Annotated in this window: 12 protein-coding genes; 11 read left to right on the plus strand and 1 reads right to left on the minus strand. The window is 63.1% G+C overall.

The window, feature by feature from the left end:
* Positions 1-88 precede the first annotated feature (88 nt).
* The 8 genes from LB519_RS11915 to phoB all read left to right on the plus strand — a co-directional run bounded on the left by LB519_RS11915 (position 89) and on the right by phoB (position 12,213).
* The gene (locus LB519_RS11915; protein ID WP_013529265.1) at positions 89-325 is read left to right on the plus strand and encodes a hypothetical protein; all 237 of its coding nucleotides are present in this window, start codon (positions 89-91) and stop codon (positions 323-325) included.
* Between the two features lie 629 nt (positions 326-954).
* Entirely contained in the window at positions 955-5,520 is a 4,566-nt protein-coding gene (locus LB519_RS11920) for a PAS domain-containing protein (RefSeq protein ID WP_224620125.1), read from the plus strand.
* A 512-nt stretch (positions 5,521-6,032) separates the two neighbouring features.
* The gene (locus LB519_RS11925; protein WP_013529268.1) at positions 6,033-7,061 is read left to right on the plus strand and encodes a PstS family phosphate ABC transporter substrate-binding protein; all 1,029 of its coding nucleotides are present in this window, start codon (positions 6,033-6,035) and stop codon (positions 7,059-7,061) included.
* Between the two features lie 96 nt (positions 7,062-7,157).
* Positions 7,158-8,624 carry a phosphate ABC transporter permease subunit PstC gene (gene pstC, locus LB519_RS11930; protein WP_013529269.1) on the plus strand — a complete coding sequence of 489 codons (1,467 nt, stop codon included), beginning with the start codon at positions 7,158-7,160 and terminating at the stop codon, positions 8,622-8,624.
* Positions 8,621-9,937, plus strand: a complete 1,317-nt coding sequence (gene pstA, locus LB519_RS11935) for a phosphate ABC transporter permease PstA (RefSeq protein ID WP_013529270.1) — start codon at positions 8,621-8,623, stop codon at positions 9,935-9,937. Before pstC ends, pstA begins: the two co-directional genes overlap by 4 nt.
* A 17-nt stretch (positions 9,938-9,954) precedes the next feature.
* Entirely contained in the window at positions 9,955-10,773 is an 819-nt protein-coding gene (gene pstB / locus LB519_RS11940; protein ID WP_013529271.1) for a phosphate ABC transporter ATP-binding protein PstB, read from the plus strand.
* A 26-nt stretch (positions 10,774-10,799) separates the two neighbouring features.
* Positions 10,800-11,507 (plus strand): phosphate signaling complex protein PhoU, encoded by a 708-nt coding sequence (gene phoU / locus LB519_RS11945; protein WP_013529272.1) that lies wholly within the window; start codon positions 10,800-10,802, stop codon positions 11,505-11,507.
* A gap of 16 nt (positions 11,508-11,523) precedes the next feature.
* A complete protein-coding gene (phoB, locus tag LB519_RS11950) occupies positions 11,524-12,213 on the plus strand; it encodes a phosphate regulon transcriptional regulator PhoB (protein WP_010911896.1) in 690 nt (229 codons plus the stop codon).
* Positions 12,214-12,229: 16 nt separating this feature from the next.
* On the opposite strand, the gene LB519_RS11955 is transcribed toward phoB, so the two are convergent.
* The gene (locus LB519_RS11955; RefSeq protein WP_024503006.1) at positions 12,230-13,477 is read right to left on the minus strand and encodes an ROK family protein; all 1,248 of its coding nucleotides are present in this window, start codon (positions 13,475-13,477) and stop codon (positions 12,230-12,232) included.
* A 269-nt stretch (positions 13,478-13,746) separates the two neighbouring features.
* Between LB519_RS11955 and xylF the strand changes: the two genes are divergently transcribed.
* From xylF to LB519_RS11970, 3 genes are all read left to right on the plus strand, one after another.
* Positions 13,747-14,787 carry a D-xylose ABC transporter substrate-binding protein gene (xylF, locus tag LB519_RS11960; RefSeq protein ID WP_013529274.1) on the plus strand — a complete coding sequence of 347 codons (1,041 nt, stop codon included), beginning with the start codon at positions 13,747-13,749 and terminating at the stop codon, positions 14,785-14,787.
* A 142-nt stretch (positions 14,788-14,929) separates the two neighbouring features.
* The gene (locus LB519_RS11965) at positions 14,930-16,282 is read left to right on the plus strand and encodes a sugar ABC transporter permease (RefSeq protein WP_224620126.1); all 1,353 of its coding nucleotides are present in this window, start codon (positions 14,930-14,932) and stop codon (positions 16,280-16,282) included.
* A gap of 11 nt (positions 16,283-16,293) precedes the next feature.
* Positions 16,294-17,094 carry an ATP-binding cassette domain-containing protein gene (locus LB519_RS11970; RefSeq protein ID WP_013529276.1) on the plus strand — a complete coding sequence of 267 codons (801 nt, stop codon included), beginning with the start codon at positions 16,294-16,296 and terminating at the stop codon, positions 17,092-17,094.
* Positions 17,095-17,219: the final 125 nt, after the last annotated feature.

A 17,219-nucleotide genomic window follows, 5' to 3' on the forward strand; every position in this document is an offset into this window, starting at 1 on the left:
GCGTGCCTGCTGCGATGCGGTTGCCTGATCCGGCTGGAACAGAGAGGCGCTCACGGCGTTGTGATCGACATCAGCCGGGAGAAACGCCGTGGCTACGTTCCGGGAAATGCGGGTGCTGGAGATCGTCGAAGATGACTCGCTGACCACCGAACAGAAAATCGCCGAACTGCGCGAGATCGAATCCGAGGCGCGTGGGCTGCAGCGGGCTGCCTCGGAGGGTCCGATGGACGACGATGACGGCTGGCAGGAAGATCTGCGTCAGGTTCGTCTTGCACTCGACAAGCTCGGTGCCAAGGAGCCGAAAAAGGGCGCTGCTTCACTGTGAGGCCGGGTCACCGAAGCTATCCGCGGATCGCGTCTTGATCGCATCCCATCCGAAAACCGGGTCCCGCTTTTAGGGACCCGCTCCGATCTAATCGCAGACCATGCGAGCTCTCTTGCCCGGCTCGCTGACGTTCCTGCAGGTCAGCGGTTTCGCTGGCGCCGATAGGGAAGCGGACGTAGGCAACCTCGTCTGGTGCCGTCTCGGTGCGGCATGGCTGACCTTGCGCTCGGAAAAACGCCGTTCCGGCTGCGGCGCCACAGGAAAAGCGCCGTTCTCGACCTCGGATTGCCCATAGTCGACATTCGGTGGCGGCCGATCCCAGAATCGCCGGACATCAAGCGGTCTCGGGATGACGACCGTGCCGTCATAACTGCGCGAGCAACCGCCGCCGAAAAGCAGCGCCAGCCCCATGAAAAAAGGCACAATCCGTCCAAGCATCAGCAATACCCCTGCCGTTGCTTATATAGCGGGTTCGACCCCGCCGACAACCGGGCGGAATGAAGCAGACCGCGCCGCGCAATCCTGTCCAACCGACCGTTAAGGTTAGCGGATCCTTAATGCTTCTCGGGCAGATTCCGCCGACGAACCGCGGAGGAGGGTTCGGCCTTGGTTTTCGGGGTGGGGACGGCATGGCGGAAGCGGACGAAACAATCGGCGCGCGCGGCAAGCGCGGGCCTCGCAGATCCACAGTGCATGGCGACGATGCCTCATCGTCCGCCTCTTGCATGGATTCGAACGATGCGCTTCGCCAACTCGTCGAAGCCGGTTCGGATTGGGTCTGGGAAACGGACGCCGAACTGCGCTTCTCCTGGCTTTCGCAAAATTACCAGGCCGCCACCGGCATCGATCCGGCAAACGTGCTTGGCCGGTTCCGCTTCGACTTCCTCAACCAGGTCCTGAACGGCGATCGCAGTGGCGCGGCGCATCTGGAGGATCTGCAGGCGCACCGGCCTTTTCGCGACTTCGTCTATGAGCTCAAGGCTGGCAGCGCCGACTGTCGCTGGGTTTTGACATCAGGCTTTCCAAAGTTCGACGACGAAGGAAGATTTGCCGGCTATCGCGGCATCGGCCGCAACGTCACGGCTCTGGCCGGCGCCTTCAAAAATCTGGGGCGGGAACCATTGGGTGACCGCGAGCCCGACCAGCATCTGGCCGACCTCGAGCGGACGATGGACGCCATGCATATGGGCGTCGTGCTTCTCGATGCCAGGCTCGACACGCTGATCGTCAACAAGGCCTATCGCGACCTCTCGAGGATTCCGGACGGCGCTGTTGCCGTCGGCGCTCCGTTCAGCCTGTTGATGGAGCTCAACCGCCGCAGCGGCATCTATGGCGACATCGACGAACAGCAATGGCAGCGCTACCTCGCTACTCGCCTCGACGAGATTCGCGCCGGATCCGTCGCGCCGCGCCAATTTGTCCATGCCAACGGCAGGACGATGATGTTTTCGGTGACGGCGTTGTCCGGGGGCAGGCGGCTGCTGACCTACTATGAGGTCACCGAGATCAAGCAGCGCGATGCGGAGATCAAAAACGCCAATGCCAGGAATGCCGAGACCTTCGCCAGTCTCCGCACAATGGTCGACCAGATGCCGATCGGTGTCCTCGTGCTCGACGCCGATATGCGCGCCGAGATCATCAACCGTGCTTTCTATGATTTCTGGCAGATCGACGCGCGGCGCGCCGAGATCGGCTGCAGCTTCCGCGATCTGATGGACGCCAGCCGCGACATCGATCCGTTTGGCTCCGACGACGCGTCATGGCAGCGGCATATCGCTGAGCGCGAGGCGGAAATCAGGGCCGGTACCGCCGGATCGCGGCAGTTCCCACGCAATGACGGCCGCACGCTGATATCGTCGATGGCGCCGCTGGCCGGCGGGAAGCGGCTGATCTCCTATGTCGACGTCACCGACATGAAGGACCGGGAGGCCGAACTTGCCGACGCGCTGGAGAAAGCGCGGCTGGCGGAAGCGGTGATCAACGCCGTCAAGGATCCGATCTTCGTCAAGGACGACCATCTGCGTTTCGTCTTCGTCAACGAGGCGTTCGCCGCTCTGTTTGGCCAGACGCCGCAAGCCATGCTCGGCAAGCCCGGCGGCGATTTCCTCCCAACGAACGCTGTCGCGCTTTTCGAGCAGAGCGAACGTGAGGTGCTTGCCACCGGGCGGCCGTACGAAGTGGAAGAGAATTTCGAGGTCGACGGCGCCAGCCGCTCGCGCATCGTCAGGAAGAGCCGCGTCGGCATGGCCAGCGGCCGCAACTACGTTGCCGGCTTCCTGTTCGACATTTCCGACATGAAGCGCCGCGAGACGGAGGCGCAGGACGCACGCAAGCATCTCGCCAGCGTGCTGGAATCCTTGCCGGCCGCCGTGATCATCTACGATCGCGATGACAGGTTCGTTTTCGCCAACCGCAAGATCCAGGATACGCTGCCGGCCTTGAAGCCGGCGTGGCAGCCCGGCTGTACATTTCGCGAAGCACTCGTGCTGGGTCATGCGAACGGCTATTTCCGCAGCAGCGGCGATCCGCAAATCGACCAGCTCTACGACAGCGATCATGACCGCTGGCTGGACGCGATCCTCGCCCGGTACCGCTTGCCCAATTCCTCCTACGAGCGTCACAATCCCGATGGCCGCTGGTATCAGGTCTACGACATGCGGACCGACGACGGCACCTTCATCGGTGTTCGCGTCGACATCTCCGAGATCAAGAGCCGCGAGGCGGCATTGCGCGATTCCATGCGCCAGATCGACCTGTTCCGGCATGTGATGGACGAGTTGCCGGTTGCCGCCTTCATCAAGGCGCAGGACCTGAGCATCGAATTCGTCAACAAGGCCTGGTGCGCGATCACCGGCTTGGCCAAGGAGGATGTCATCGGCCGCACCGACCGGCAGTTGTTCGGCGCGCAGGACGCGGATGGCTACAGCCATGACGACACGCAAGTCGCCGTGACGGGCGTCGTCAAGGAGGTCGAGGAACCCGTCACCCATCGCGACGGCACGGTTCGGCAGTTGATGACCCGCAAGAGCCGCCTGGTGGCGCTGGACGGGTCGGTGCATCTGGTCGGTTCGAGCACCGACATCACCGACGTCAAGGCACGCGAGCGTGCGCTGGAAGAAAGCATGCGCGAGAACGAGGTGTTCCGCAGCCTGATCGACAATGTACCGGTATCGATCTACGCCAAGCGCTCCGATCTCAGGCAGTTCTATGTCAACAAGGGTTGGTGCGATCTGACGGGCTTCAGCAAGGAAGAGGCCATCGGCAAGACCGACATCGAGATTTTCGGGCCGGATGGCGAGGCCTTCGTCAATGGCGACCTCGCCGTGCTGCGCACCGGCGAAACTCAGGAGGTCGAAGAGACGGTGACGCTGGCCGACGGCAGCGTCAGGCATCAATTCGCCCGCAAGGGCGCGATGATCGCCTCCGACGGTTCGCTCTACCTAATCGGCTCGACCACCGACATCACCGAGCTGAAGATGCGGGAGGCCGAACTGCGCGAGGCGCGTCAGCGCGCCGTGCTCGCCGACCGCGCCAAGTCGGAATTCCTCGCCAATATGAGCCATGAGATACGTACGCCGATGAACGGTGTGCTCGGCATGGCCGAACTGCTGGCCAAATCGGACCTCGACCCGAAGCAGAAGACGTTTACCGACATCATCGTGAAGTCGGGCAATGCGCTGCTCACCATCATCAACGACATACTGGACTTCTCCAAGATCGATGCCGGTCAGTTGGTGCTCGATCCGGCGCCCTTCAATCTGGCCGAGGCGATCGAGGACGTGGCGACGCTGGTGTCGACGCGCGCCAAGGAGAAGGACCTCGAGCTGATCGTACGTGTCGAGCCTCGGCTCGAGAGCCTATTCATCGGCGATGTCGGCCGCATCAGGCAGATCGTCACCAACCTGCTCGGCAATGCGGTGAAATTCACCGATGAGGGCCATGTGCTGGTCGACGTCACCGGCGAGAGGGTTCCAGCCGGAACGAAGCTCACCATTTCGGTCACCGATACGGGCATCGGTATCCCCGAGGAAAAACTGAAACTGGTCTTCGAGAAATTCAGCCAGGTCGACACTTCATCGACGCGGCGGCACGAGGGGACCGGCCTCGGCCTCGCCATCACCTCGCGGCTCGTCGAGCTGATGGGCGGCGACATCGGGGTCGAAAGCGCCGAAGGCAAGGGTTCGACGTTCTGGTTCTCGGTGACGCTGCCGAGGGCCGGACAGCAAAACGGGCAACGCATCATGCCGATCGACGTGACCGGCGCGCGTGTCCTGATCGTCGACGACAATGCCGTCAACAGGGCGATCCTGACCGAGCAGATGACATCATGGACGTTCGATTCCTGCGCGGCCGAAAGCGGCGCCGAAGGCCTCAAGGTGCTGATCGCCGCTGCCGCCTATGGCGTGCCGGTCGATTGCGTCGTGCTCGACTACCAGATGCCTGAAATGAGCGGCGCCGAAATGGCGCGGATCGTGCGCAACACCGCTGGCCTTGCCGGAACGCCGATCATCATGCTGACCTCGGTCGACCAGTCGCTCGCCAACACCAGCTATCGCGATCTCGGCATCGATGCCCAGCTGATCAAGCCGGCGCGCTCTTCGGTGCTGCTGGAAACGCTGGTCGCCACCATCCAGCGGCATCGCCACAACACTGGCGGCAGCGACGCGCAGCCGCTCGCGGCCGACGTCGCTGCGAGCAATGTGACGCGGCCGCAGCCCTCGGCACCGTCCGAACAGCGGGCGCTGCTGCAGCCGCCTTCGATTCGCCCCCGGCCACCGGTGGCGGCTGGTGGCGACAGGCTGGACATACTGGTGGCCGAGGACAATGAGGTAAACCAGATGGTGTTCACCCAGATCCTCGGCGAGACCGGTTATGGTTTCGAGATCGTCGGCAATGGCCGCAAGGCGCTCGACGCCTTCGGCCGGCTCAACCCGTGCATGATCCTGATGGATGTCTCCATGCCGGAGATGAACGGTCTCGAAGCGACCGCCGCCATTCGCCGGCTGGAGGAAGAAACCGGCACGCATGTGCCGATCGTCGGCGTCACCGCGCATGCGCTGAAGGGCGACCGCGAGCGCTGCCTGGAGGCAGGCATGGACGACTATCTGCCCAAGCCGATCAGTCCCCGGGCGCTGCTCGAGAAGGTCGAGCGCTGGGTCGGCGCCAGCCGGCAGGCTCAGCGCAACGCCGGGTAGGGCCGGTCCTGCCTGTCCGAGTGCCGGAAATACGGCGAAGATTCGCGCCCTGCCAGCGGCCAAGACTATGGTGCGATCGCACCATATCAAAGGTTGTATCCAGTCGAGACAATGGCGGCGTTCGATTCCTCCCTTTCCAGTTACGGGCGGGAGCAGCGACCGCCGGCATGAGACAGCGTCAACCTACCCCAACGGACCTGTTTTCGGCGATGGCCCGGCCATGACACCGTCTGGCTGAGAGCAACGCGCTCCCGTCCGGCTTTTTTTCGTAAAGGCCGGCTAACCCCAAATCGCCGGCCATCTCGGCCCCCAAGCGGAGCAAGTCTCTGATTCCGGGGACAAAGCCGGGCTGCGTGGTCAGTGCCGGCCAGGCGGCGTTTTGCTCATCGCGATGACGCGTTACCGGGGTGACATCAAACTGTCATGCGACTGTTATAATCGAAGGCTATTGGCCTCAGCGGGCGCCGACTGACGAGCGCCGAGAGACCATCTTCCGAACAGGAGCAGGCCACATGAAGAAATTCCTCTATACGGCGTCGGCCGCTGCGCTTGCGCTCGCCGCGTCGTCCGGCTTCGCCGCCGCGCGCGACCAGATCCAGGTCGCCGGATCATCGACCGTGTTACCTTATGCCAAGATCGTTGCCGAGCAGTTCGGCGAAACGTTCACCAACTTCAAGACCCCGGTCGTCGAATCCGGCGGCAGCGGCGCCGGCATCAAGGAATTCTGCAAGGGCGTCGGCGAAGACACGATCGACATCGCCAACTCGTCGCGTCCGATCAAGGCGGACGAACTCAAGTCCTGCGCCGCCGCCGGCGTGAAGGAAGTCCAGGAAGTCCGGATCGGCTATGACGGCATCGTCTTCGCCACCGACATCAAGGGCCCGGACTGGGCGCTGGTTCCCGCCGACATCTACAAGGCGCTCGCGGCCAAGCTGGTCGTCGACGGCAAGCTCGTCGACAATCCGAACACCAAGTGGAGCCAGGTCAATCCGAAGCTGCCCGACTGGGACATCGCCGCCTACATTCCGGGCGAAAAGCACGGCACGCGCGAAGTGTTCGAGACCAAGCTTCTCGATGCCGGCTGTGACAAGGCTGCTCTCAAGGCCGCCGGCGTTGCCGACGACAAGGAAATCGGCAAAACCTGCATTGCCATCCGCAAGGACGGCAAGGCCGTCGACATCGATGGCGACTATACCGAGACGCTCGCCCGCATCGACTCCAACAAGACCGGCGTCGGCGTGTTCGGCCTCGCCTTCTATGAGAACAATGCCGACAAGCTGAAGGTCGCCACCGTGGAAGGTATCGTGCCTTCGACCGAGACGATTGCCAGCGGCAAGTATCCCGTCTCGCGCCCGCTGTTCTTCTACGTCAAGAAGGCGCATCTGGGCGTCGTTCCCGGCCTCAAGGAATATGTCGAGTTCTTCCTCGACGACCAGATGGTTGGCCCGGAAAGCCCGCTCGCCGAATACGGCCTCGTTGCTGCTCCGGATGCCGAGCGTCAGGCCCAGCGTGACGCTTTCGCCGCCGGAAAGTCGATGTAATCAAGCTGCCGAACCGGGGTGCGGGTCAAATCCGCGCCCCGGTTTCACCGCAGGCCGCAATGGCGGCTGCGTTAGAATTTCCCTTGGGGTGGGTCCATGTCGTCCTTGCTCGTACTGGCCATCGTCGTTGCCGTCGGCCTGGTTGCCTTTTTCATCGGCCGGCAGCGTGCCGCGGCCCAGGACAATGGCAAGGTCAAGCCGCATTCGCGTGCCCACTATCACGGCTGGTGGGCCTTCCTGCTCGCCGTCCTGCCTGCTCTTTTGCTGCTTGCCGTCTGGGCCGTCGGTTCTTCGGTCTATCTTGACCGGCACATCCACGCTGCCTTGCCCGAGCGTACCGTCGACAGCAAGGTTGCCAGCGAGGCACTGGATGTCAGCCTGGTAAAGAGCCTCGCCAGGGGCCTGCGCAAACTCGATGCTGGCACACTGGCCGCAATGCCTGCCAGCTTTGCCGAGTTGCAGCCGCTGCTCGCCGCCAAGGGCGTGGCACTGGCGAGCGACACACAGGATTACATGATCCCGATCGCCGTCGAGGCGAACAAGGTCCAGGACCGGCTCAGCCTGTTCGGTGCCATTGTCATTCTCGCTTCCTCGATCGCCGGCGCCTTCTATGCGCTCAGGCAGATCGAGCCGCGCGCCAGGGCGCGCAACAATGTCGAGCGGTTGATGCTGTGGGGGCTGCTTGCCGCCTCCACCATCGCCATCCTGACCACCGTCGGCATCGTGCTTTCGATGCTGTTCCAGACGATCACCTTCTTCGAGAGCGTCTCGCCGATGAGTTTCTTCTTCGGCACGGTCTGGGATCCGCGTTTTGCCGCTGCCGGTTCGGGCGGCAGCCAGGGCCAGTTCGGCCTGATCCCGCTTCTTGCCGGCACGCTCTATATCGCCGCCGTCGCGCTGCTGGTGGCGGTGCCGGTCGGGCTCATGTCGGCTGTCTACATGGCCGAATACGCAACGCCCAGGGTGCGCTCGGTGGTCAAGCCGGCGCTTGAACTGCTGGCCGGCATACCGACCATCGTCTACGGCATCTTCGCCGTCGTCACGCTTGGGCCGTTCCTGCGCGACCTGTCAGCGGCGCTGACCGGCGGCTCGCCGTTCATCCAGGGCCAGAGCATCTTCACCGCCGGCCTGGTCATGGGCGTCATGCTGATCCCGGTCGTCTCCTCTCTCTCAGACGACATCATAACCGCGGTGCCGCGCGCCATGCGCGACGGGTCGCTCGGCCTCGGCGCGACCCGCTCCGAGACGATCAAGCGGGTGATCCTGCCGGCGGCACTGCCCGGCATCGTCGGCGCCATCCTGCTGACTGCCTCGCGCGCCATCGGCGAAACGATGATTGTCGTGCTGGCGGCGGGCGTCGCTGCCAACCTCACCATCAACCCGTTCGAGGCGATGACGACCATCACCGTCAAGATCGTCAACCAGCTCACCGGCGACCTCGAGTTCAATTCGCCGCAGACGCTGGTCGCCTTCGCGCTCGGGCTGACGCTGTTCACGCTGACGCTGGTGATGAACATCGTCGCGCTCTACATCGTGCGCAAATATCGGGAGCAGTACGAATGACCGACATTCCCATGGATACGATGGTCAGGCCGGCGGCCCATCCGCGCCGCGACATCGGCCTGAAGGCCCGTTACGCCGCCGAACGCCGTTTCCGCATCTACGGCGTCGTGGCGATTTCCGTAGGCCTGGCGTTCCTGGCAATCATGCTGATCACCATCGTCTCGAAAGGCTACACCGCCTTCTGGCAGACGACGGTGTCATTGCCGATCACGTTCGACGAGAAGGTGATCGATCCTTCCGGCAAGCGCGCAACCGATCCGAGCGTTCTGATCAAGGCGAATTATCCCAAGCTCGCCGAAAACGCGCTGGTGGCCAAGCTCGGCATCTCTCCTGATGACAAGCCGATGATCCAGAAGCTCAAGGGCTTCCTTTCGGAAGGCGCCCGCGTCCAGTTGCGCGACATCGTTGCCGCCGATCCCTCGGTGATCGGCACGACACGCGACGTCAACATCCTCGCCGCCGCCAATCTCGACTCCGCTTTCAAGGGCCAGATCGACCTCAGTGTCGAGGAAGCGCGACGCAAGGTCTCGGACCAGCAGATCACCTGGATGAACAAGCTCAAGGCCGAGGGCGCGATGGCCGAGCACTTCAACAGCGGTCTGTTCACCTACGGCGCCTCCAGCCGCCCGGAAACCTCGGGCATGGGCGTGGCGATCATCGGCTCGTTTTATATGATGGTGATCGTGCTGCTGCTCGCGCTGCCGATCGGCGTCGCCGCCTCCATCTATCTGGAGGAGTTCGCCAAGAAGAACCGTTTCACCGACCTTATCGAGGTCAACATCAACAATCTGGCCGCAGTGCCGTCAATCGTCTTCGGCTTGCTCGGCCTCGCGGTGTTTATCAATTTCCTGGGCATGCCGCGCTCCGCCGCTTTCGTCGGTGGCCTGGTGCTGACGCTGATGACGCTGCCGACGATCATCATCGCGACGCGCGCCGCGCTTGCCGCGGTGCCGCCGTCGATCCGCTCGGCAGCTCTCGGCCTTGGCGCCTCCAAGATGCAGATGGTGTTCCAGCACATCCTGCCGCTTGCCGCGCCCGGCATCCTCACCGGCACCATCATCGGTCTTGCACGCGCGCTCGGCGAAACTGCGCCTCTGCTGTTGATCGGCATGGTCGCCTTCGTCGCCGATCCACCGACGACGCCTTTCGATCCGGCCACCGCGCTGCCGGTGCAGATCTATATGTGGGCGAACGAGGCCGAACGCGCCTTCGTCGAGCGCATGTCCGGCGCCATCATCATCCTGCTCGTCTTCCTCATGGCCATGAACATCACCGCGATCGTGCTTCGGCGTCGGTTCGAGCGGCGCTGGTAGAAAAAAGGCATTTTGGTATGAACATCATGACCGAACAGTCCCTTGAAAACGCAGTGGGCGACAAGATGAAGTCGAACGAAGTGATCAAAATGCGCGGCGACAAGGTCGGCGTGTTCTACGGCGAGAAGCAGGCGCTGTTCGACGTCGATCTCGACGTCCGCCTGAACCAGGTGACGGCGCTGATCGGCCCCTCCGGCTGCGGCAAGTCCACCTTCCTGCGCTGCCTCAATCGCATGAACGACACCATCGATTCAGCACGGGTAACCGGCAAGATAACGCTCGACGAAGAGGACATCTACGACAAGAACATCGATGTCGTCGAACTCAGGGCGCGCGTCGGCATGGTGTTCCAGAAACCCAATCCGTTCCCAAAGTCGATCTACGAGAACGTCGCCTATGGGCCGCGCATCCACGGATTGGCCAAGCGCAAGGCCGACATGGATCAGATCGTCGAGTCCAGCCTGAAGAAGGCGGCGATCTGGAACGAGGTCAAGGACCGTTTGCAGGAACCTGGCACGGGTCTTTCCGGTGGCCAGCAGCAGCGCCTGTGCATTGCACGCGCCATCGCCGTGTCGCCCGAGGTGATCCTGATGGACGAACCGTGTTCGGCGCTCGACCCGATCGCCACCGCTCGCGTCGAGGAACTTATCGACGAACTGCGTCAGAACTATACGATCGTCATCGTCACCCATTCGATGCAGCAGGCAGCGCGCGTGTCGCAGCGCACCGCGATGTTCCATCTTGGCTATCTGGTCGAGGAGGGCGCCACCGACAAGATGTTCACCACCCCCGACGACAAACGCACCCAGGACTACATCACCGGCCGGTTCGGCTGATCTCTGGCATATGAGGGACGAAGATCATGGGTGAACATACCGTCGCATCTTTCGATGAGGATCTGGAGCAGATCAGCCAGCTGATCCGCGACATGGGCGATCTCGCCCGCTCGATGGTCGGTGGCTCGACCAGGGCTTTGCTCAATTCGGACAATGCGCTGGCGCAGCGGGTGGTTTCCGACGACGCCATCATGGATGCACGCCAGCGCGAGCTGGACGATCGTGCCATCACGCTGATCGCCAAGCGCCAGCCAATGGCCAACGATCTGCGTGCGGTAGTCGGTTCGATCCGCATGGCCGGCGACCTCGAGCGCATCGGCGACCTTGCCAAGAACATCGCCAAGCGCGTCGGCACTGTCGGGCTGAGCGTCACGCCGCACGACCTTTCGCATTCGATCGACGCGATGGCGCAGCTGGTGCTGATCCAGGTGCAGGGGGTCGTCGACGAGTATGCCGCCGCTGACGCGGCAGCGCTTGCCACGCTCCGAAACAATGATGAACGCATCGACGTCAAATACACATCGGTGTTCCGCGAACTTCTGACCTACATGATGGAAGATCCGCGCAACATCACGGCGTGCACGCACCTGTTGTTTTGCGCCAAGAACCTCGAGCGGATCGGCGACCACGTGACCAACATCGCCGAAAATGCCTATTATGTTTTGACCGGCACGCAGTTGCCAGCCAACCGTCCGAAGCAGGACGAGACGGCAATGTCCGCGCCAGCGGCATGACAGGGGTGACCAGCCGATGATCGCGCCACGCATCATGGTGGTGGAGGATGAGGAGCCGCTAGGCGTGCTGCTCCGCTACAATCTCGAATCCGAAGGTTACCAGGTCGAGGTGGTGACGCGCGGCGACGAGGCCGAAATCCGGCTGCAGGAGAACGTTCCAGACCTTCTGGTGCTCGACTGGATGGTGCCTGCGGTTTCCGGTATCGAACTCTGCCGCCGGCTAAGGATGCGTCCCGAGACCGAGCGGCTGCCGATCATCATGCTGACCGCGCGAGGCGAGGAAAGCGACCGCGTGCGCGGCCTCTCGACCGGTGCCGACGACTATCTGGTCAAGCCTTTCTCGACGCCGGAGTTCATGGCCAGGGTCAAGGCGCTGCTGCGCCGGGCCAAGCCGGAAGTGCTGTCCAGCGTGCTCAAGGTCGGCGATATCGTGCTCGATCGCGAATCGCACCGTGTCTATCGCAAGAAGAGCGAGATCCGGCTCGGGCCGACGGAATTCCGCCTGCTTGAATTCATGATGCGCCATCCAGGCCGCGTGTTCTCGCGCAGCCAACTGCTCGACAATGTCTGGGGCGAGACGATCTACATCGACGAACGCACGGTCGATGTGCATGTCGGCCGGCTGCGCAAGGCGGTCAACAACGGCCGTATGCCCGATGTCATCCGCACCATCCGTGGGGCGGGTTACGCCATTCGCGAGGACTGAACTCCCTCGTTTGAACTCACGCCACGTTCTTGCCGCCGAGACCGGATCTCGCCTGCACGCCCGGCGCAAAAATCTCCTGATCGACGAAGATCAGCGCCCGCATGGCGCAGCCTTCGCGGATCAGCGGCAGTTCGTTCGGCTCGGTGTCGAAGGAAATCGACTTGGAATGCTGGCCGCCGGCGGTCTGGGCAATCGCTTGCCGCAATGCCGGCTCGATCAGGTCGAAGGCGGCGGCGCTGACGCCGACCATGGCGACCGGCGCCGGATCGATCAGCGCAAACAGGCTGCCGAGGCCGTAGCCGAGCGCTTCGCCGGCCTTGCGATAGGCTTCCCGTTCGGGCCCGTCCCTTTCGCGGGCGGCAGCAGCCAGGGCGCGCATGTCGGCGTCGCTGACATCGGCGACGGGCTCTGCATCCTCGCCCATCTGCCGCGCGTTGCGCCAGATGGCATAATTGCCGGCATAGGCTTCGACGCAGCCGCGCCGTCCGCAGCGACACAGCGCCCCGTTCGGCCGATGAATCATGTGGCCGAATTCGCCGCCCGAGGAATGGGTGCCGGTGAACAATTCGCCCTTCAGCACCAGCCCCATGCCGATGCCGTGCGACAAAAGGATAGCGATGAAATCGTCGCGGTAACGATCGGGGTCGCGCCAGCGCAGCGCCACCGCCATCATGTTGCAATCGTTCTCCATAATGGCTGGGATGCCGAACTCCTCTTCGAATATGTCGGCGAAGGCGATGTCGGTGTGCGGCGTGATCGGCGACCACAGCATGGCGCGGGCACGGGTGTCGGTGATGCCCTGGACGGCCAGCGCGATACGAGCGATGCTGCGCACGTCCAGGTCGGGATCTTCCAGGCGGCGCCGCACGATTGCCGTGCACTCACCGATCAGCGAGTCGCGCGACATCGTCAGCGTGTCGAGCCGACGCTGTTCCTCGGATATTACCTGGCCGGCATAGTCGATGACGGCGACCGAGAGGAAGTTCAGCGACAGCACCACGGTCATTACCGCGGCCGCTTCCGGATTGAGGCTGAGGCCGACCTGCGGACGGCCGCGTTTGAGCGAGCCGGCCTCGCTCGGCTTGCTTTCGGTCAGGATGCCTTCGACGATCAGGTCGGATGAGATCGCCGAGATCGTCGAATGGCTGAGGCTTGTGGTTGCGGCGATCTCGGTGCGCGACGGCTGTCCGGCGCGGCGCACCGCCGCGATCACCATCGCGCGGTTGCGGCGGCGCAAATCGTCGTGGCGGATTCCGACCGACATGCTCTTTCATATCCTCCCGGTCGCCGCGGTTCTTCCTGCCCTGGAACGCTGTCGGTGACGCGGTCAAATACTGGCAGAAGCCGCGCGCCGTGTCATTTATTTATTCCGAGGCTCGAAAAAAATTCGAAACGACATCAAAATCCATCAGAATCGATGTTGACAGCGTTCGGGCGTTGGCCCAGTATTTTTTCGAGGCTCGAAAAAATAGGGCCTCTGTGCCGGCCCTCGGGCCAGTTTGGTCGCGCCATACGCGGCGCAGGGAGGATAATATGAAAAGATTCACAGCCGCCATCCTGGCGGGTGCCGCCATGTCGCTGACGCTCGCGTCTGTCGCGCAGGCGAAGGACAAGGTCGTCGGCGTTTCGTGGTCCAATTTCCAGGAGGAACGCTGGAAGACCGACGAGGCCGCCATGAAGACGGCGATCGAGGCCGCCGGCGACAAGTACATCTCCGCCGATGCGCAGTCCAATCCCGGCAAGCAGCTTACCGACGTCGAAAGCCTGATCTCGCAGGGCGCCAATTCCCTGATCATCCTGGCGCAGGATGCTTCGGCCATCGGCCCGGCCGTGCAGAAAGCCCTGGACGAAGGCATTCCGGTCGTCGGCTATGACCGGTTGATCGAGAACAAGGATGTTTTCTATCTGACCTTCGACAACAAGGAAGTCGGCCGCATGCAGGCCCGCGAAGTGTTCAAGGTCAAGCCGGAAGGCAACTACGTCTTCATCAAGGGCTCCGGTGCCGATCCCAATGCCGACTTCCTGTTCTCGGGCTCGATGGAAGTGCTCAAGGAAGCCATTGACAGCGGCAAGATCAAGAATGTCGGCGAAGCCTACACGGATGGCTGGCTGCCCGCCAACGCCCAGAAGAACATGGAACAGTTCCTGACCGCCAACGACAACAAGGTCGACGCGGTGGTCGCGGCCAATGACGGCACTGCCGGTGGCGTCGTCGCGGCGCTGACGGCTCAAGGCTTGGCCGGCACCGTGCCGGTCTCGGGTCAGGACGGCGACCACGCCGCGCTGAACCGCATCGCCCTGGGCACGCAAACCGTGTCGGTGTGGAAGGACGCGCGCGAGCTCGGCAAGAATGCCGCCGAGATCGCCTCGCAACTGGCCGACGGCAAGAAGACGAGCGACATCGCCGGCGCCAAGGACTTCACGACGCCGGGCGGCAACACCGTCAAGTCGCTGTTCCTGACTCCGGTTGCCATCACCAAGGACAATCTCAACGTCGTCATCGACGCTGGCTGGATCAAGAAGGACGAAGTCTGCGCGGGTGTCGCTGCCGGCACCGTCGCGGCCTGTAACTGATCTGGACCACTTCGAAATATCTGAACGCCGCGGCCCAAAAGCCGCGGCGTTTTCTCAAAGAATTGTGTTTCCGCATCATGCGGATAGCTTCTAGGCTGGGCTCCGGCATGCGCGTCAGACGGCCAGCCGGTGGGAGGAAATCATGACCGACACGACGTCCAACCCGCAGGCCGATACGGCGCGCGCGTCGGAACTCGGCGCCGTCGCCCGGTTCCTGAAGGCGACCGAGATCGACACCCGGATGCTCGGCATGATCGGCGCGCTGCTGGTCATCTGGATTGGGCTGCATGTCATTTCCAGCCTGCGCCTCGGCGTCAACCCGCTCGATTTCGACAGCCGCACCTTTCTCACGCCGCGCAATCTGTGGAACCTGTCGGTGCAGACATCCGCGGTCGCCATCATGGCCTGCGGCATGGTGCTGGTCATCGTCATGCGCAACATCGACCTGTCGGTCGGTTCCGCCGAGGGCCTGATCGGCATGGTGATGGGATTTGCCCAGGTGCATTTCTTGGTGCGTTTTGTCGGGCTCGAACTCGGCAATCCGTGGATCTGGGTCCTGGCGCTGGTCATCGGCCTGGCGCTCGGCCTGTTGATCGGCGCCTTTCAAGGCTTCGTCATCGCCTATCTCGAAGTGCCCGCCTTTATCGTGACGCTGGGCGGCCTGCTGGTCTGGCGCGGTGCTGCCTGGTGGGTCACATCAGGCCAGACCGTGGCGCCGCTTAACGCCACCTTTCAGCTGATGGGCGGCGGGCCGGCGGGATCGATCGGCGCAACCTGGAGCTGGGTTGTCGGGATCGTCGCCTGCCTCGCCGTGGTGTTTGGGCTGTTCAACGGGCGGGTGCAGCGCAAGCGTTTCCGTTTTCCGCTACGTCCGATCTGGGCCGAGGCGCTGCTCGGTGTCGTCACCTGCGGCGCCATCATGGGTGCGGTCTGGCTCGCCAACTCCTACCCCTGGCCGATCGGCATCGTGAACAGATATGCGGCCGCCAACAACATCACCGTTCCCGAAGGCGGCCTGTTCATCGCCCACGGTATCGCCATACCGGTGCTGATGGCGGTCGCCGTCGGGCTGGTCATGACCTTCATCACCAACCGCACCCGTTTCGGCCGCTATGTCTTCGCCATCGGCGGCAATCCCGAGGCGGCCAATCTCGCCGGCATCAACACGCGCTGGATCACCATGAAGGTGTTCATGATCATGGGCGTGCTGGCCACGATTGCCGCGGCGATCTCCTCGGCCCGGCAGAATTCGGCCACCAACGTGCTTGGAACGCTCGACGAGCTGCTCGTCATTGCAGCCGCCGTGATCGGTGGCACATCGCTAGCCGGCGGGTCGGGAACGATCATCGGCGCCCTGCTCGGCGCCCTGCTGATGCAGTCGCTGCAGTCCGGCATGGTGCTGCTTGGTGTCGACTCGCCGCTGCAGAGCATCGTCGTCGGCGCCGTACTGGTGATCGCCGTGTGGCTCGACACCGTCTATCGCAAGCGCGTCTAGGAGGGCATGCCATGACTGACAAGACTGCTCCTGCAGCCACCGCGCTGATCGACATGAGGAACATCTCGATCGCGTTTGGCGGCATCCGCGCCGTCGACGACGCCTCGATCGATCTTTTCCCCGGCGAGGTCGTGGCGCTGCTTGGCCATAATGGCGCCGGCAAGTCGACATTGATCAAGATCCTGTCCGGCGCCTACAAGCGCGATTCGGGCCAGATCTTCGTCAACGGCGAGGAGGCATCGATCTCCAACCCGCGCGACGCCAAGAAATACGGCATCGAGACGATCTACCAGACGCTGGCGTTGGCCGACAATGTCGACGCCGCCGCCAATCTGTTCCTCGGCCGCGAGTTGATGACCGCCTGGGGCACGCTCGACGACGTTGCCATGGAGGCCGAGGCGCGCAAGGTGATGGGTCGGCTCAATCCCCGGTTCCAGCGTTTCAAGGAGCCGGTGATCAAGCTGTCGGGCGGCCAGCGGCAATCGGTGGCGATTGCGCGTGCGATCCTGTTCAACGCCCGCATCCTGATCATGGACGAGCCGACGGCCGCACTTGGTCCGCAGGAAACGGCGCAGGTCGGCGAACTGGTCAAGCAGCTCAAGTCCGACGGCATCGGCATCTTCCTGATCAGCCACGACATCCACGATGTGTTCGAGCTTGCCGACCGGGTCTGCGTCATGAAGAACGGCCAGGTGGTCGGCACCGCCCGCACCACTGATGTCACCCAGGACGAGGTGCTGGGCATGATCATTCTGGGCAAATGCCCGCCAGGCGCCATTCCCGGACCGGGCGCGCTGAAGATCGCGGCCTGAGATCAAGCCAGATCGCGGTTGCCGGACACGTGATATGCCAGCCGTAGGGATGGCTTGGCCTTGGCATTGTGTTGGCAGGGCGACTTGCGCATAAAGGTCCGACATTGCTCAGGGACCGCACGATC

The sequence above is a fragment of the Mesorhizobium sp. AD1-1 genome (assembly GCF_020164655.1).
Taxonomy (GTDB): domain Bacteria; phylum Pseudomonadota; class Alphaproteobacteria; order Rhizobiales; family Rhizobiaceae; genus Mesorhizobium; species Mesorhizobium ciceri.

Bases quoted from the DNA above. Each gene is read 5' to 3' on its own strand.
- LB519_RS11970 (WP_013529276.1), top strand. From the start codon at position 16,294: ATGACTGACAAGACTGCTCCTGCAGCCACCGCGCTGATCGACATGAGG.
- pstB (WP_013529271.1), top strand. From the start codon at position 9,955: ATGAACATCATGACCGAACAGTCCCTTGAAAACGCAGTGGGCGACAAG.
- pstC (WP_013529269.1), top strand. From the start codon at position 7,158: ATGTCGTCCTTGCTCGTACTGGCCATCGTCGTTGCCGTCGGCCTGGTT.
- phoU (WP_013529272.1), top strand. From the start codon at position 10,800: ATGGGTGAACATACCGTCGCATCTTTCGATGAGGATCTGGAGCAGATC.
- LB519_RS11920 (WP_224620125.1), top strand. From the start codon at position 955: ATGGCGGAAGCGGACGAAACAATCGGCGCGCGCGGCAAGCGCGGGCCT.
- LB519_RS11965 (WP_224620126.1), top strand. From the start codon at position 14,930: ATGACCGACACGACGTCCAACCCGCAGGCCGATACGGCGCGCGCGTCG.
- pstA (WP_013529270.1), top strand. From the start codon at position 8,621: ATGACCGACATTCCCATGGATACGATGGTCAGGCCGGCGGCCCATCCG.
- LB519_RS11955 (WP_024503006.1), bottom strand. From the start codon at position 13,477: ATGTCGGTCGGAATCCGCCACGACGATTTGCGCCGCCGCAACCGCGCG.
- xylF (WP_013529274.1), top strand. From the start codon at position 13,747: ATGAAAAGATTCACAGCCGCCATCCTGGCGGGTGCCGCCATGTCGCTG.
- phoB (WP_010911896.1), top strand. From the start codon at position 11,524: ATGATCGCGCCACGCATCATGGTGGTGGAGGATGAGGAGCCGCTAGGC.
- LB519_RS11925 (WP_013529268.1), top strand. From the start codon at position 6,033: ATGAAGAAATTCCTCTATACGGCGTCGGCCGCTGCGCTTGCGCTCGCC.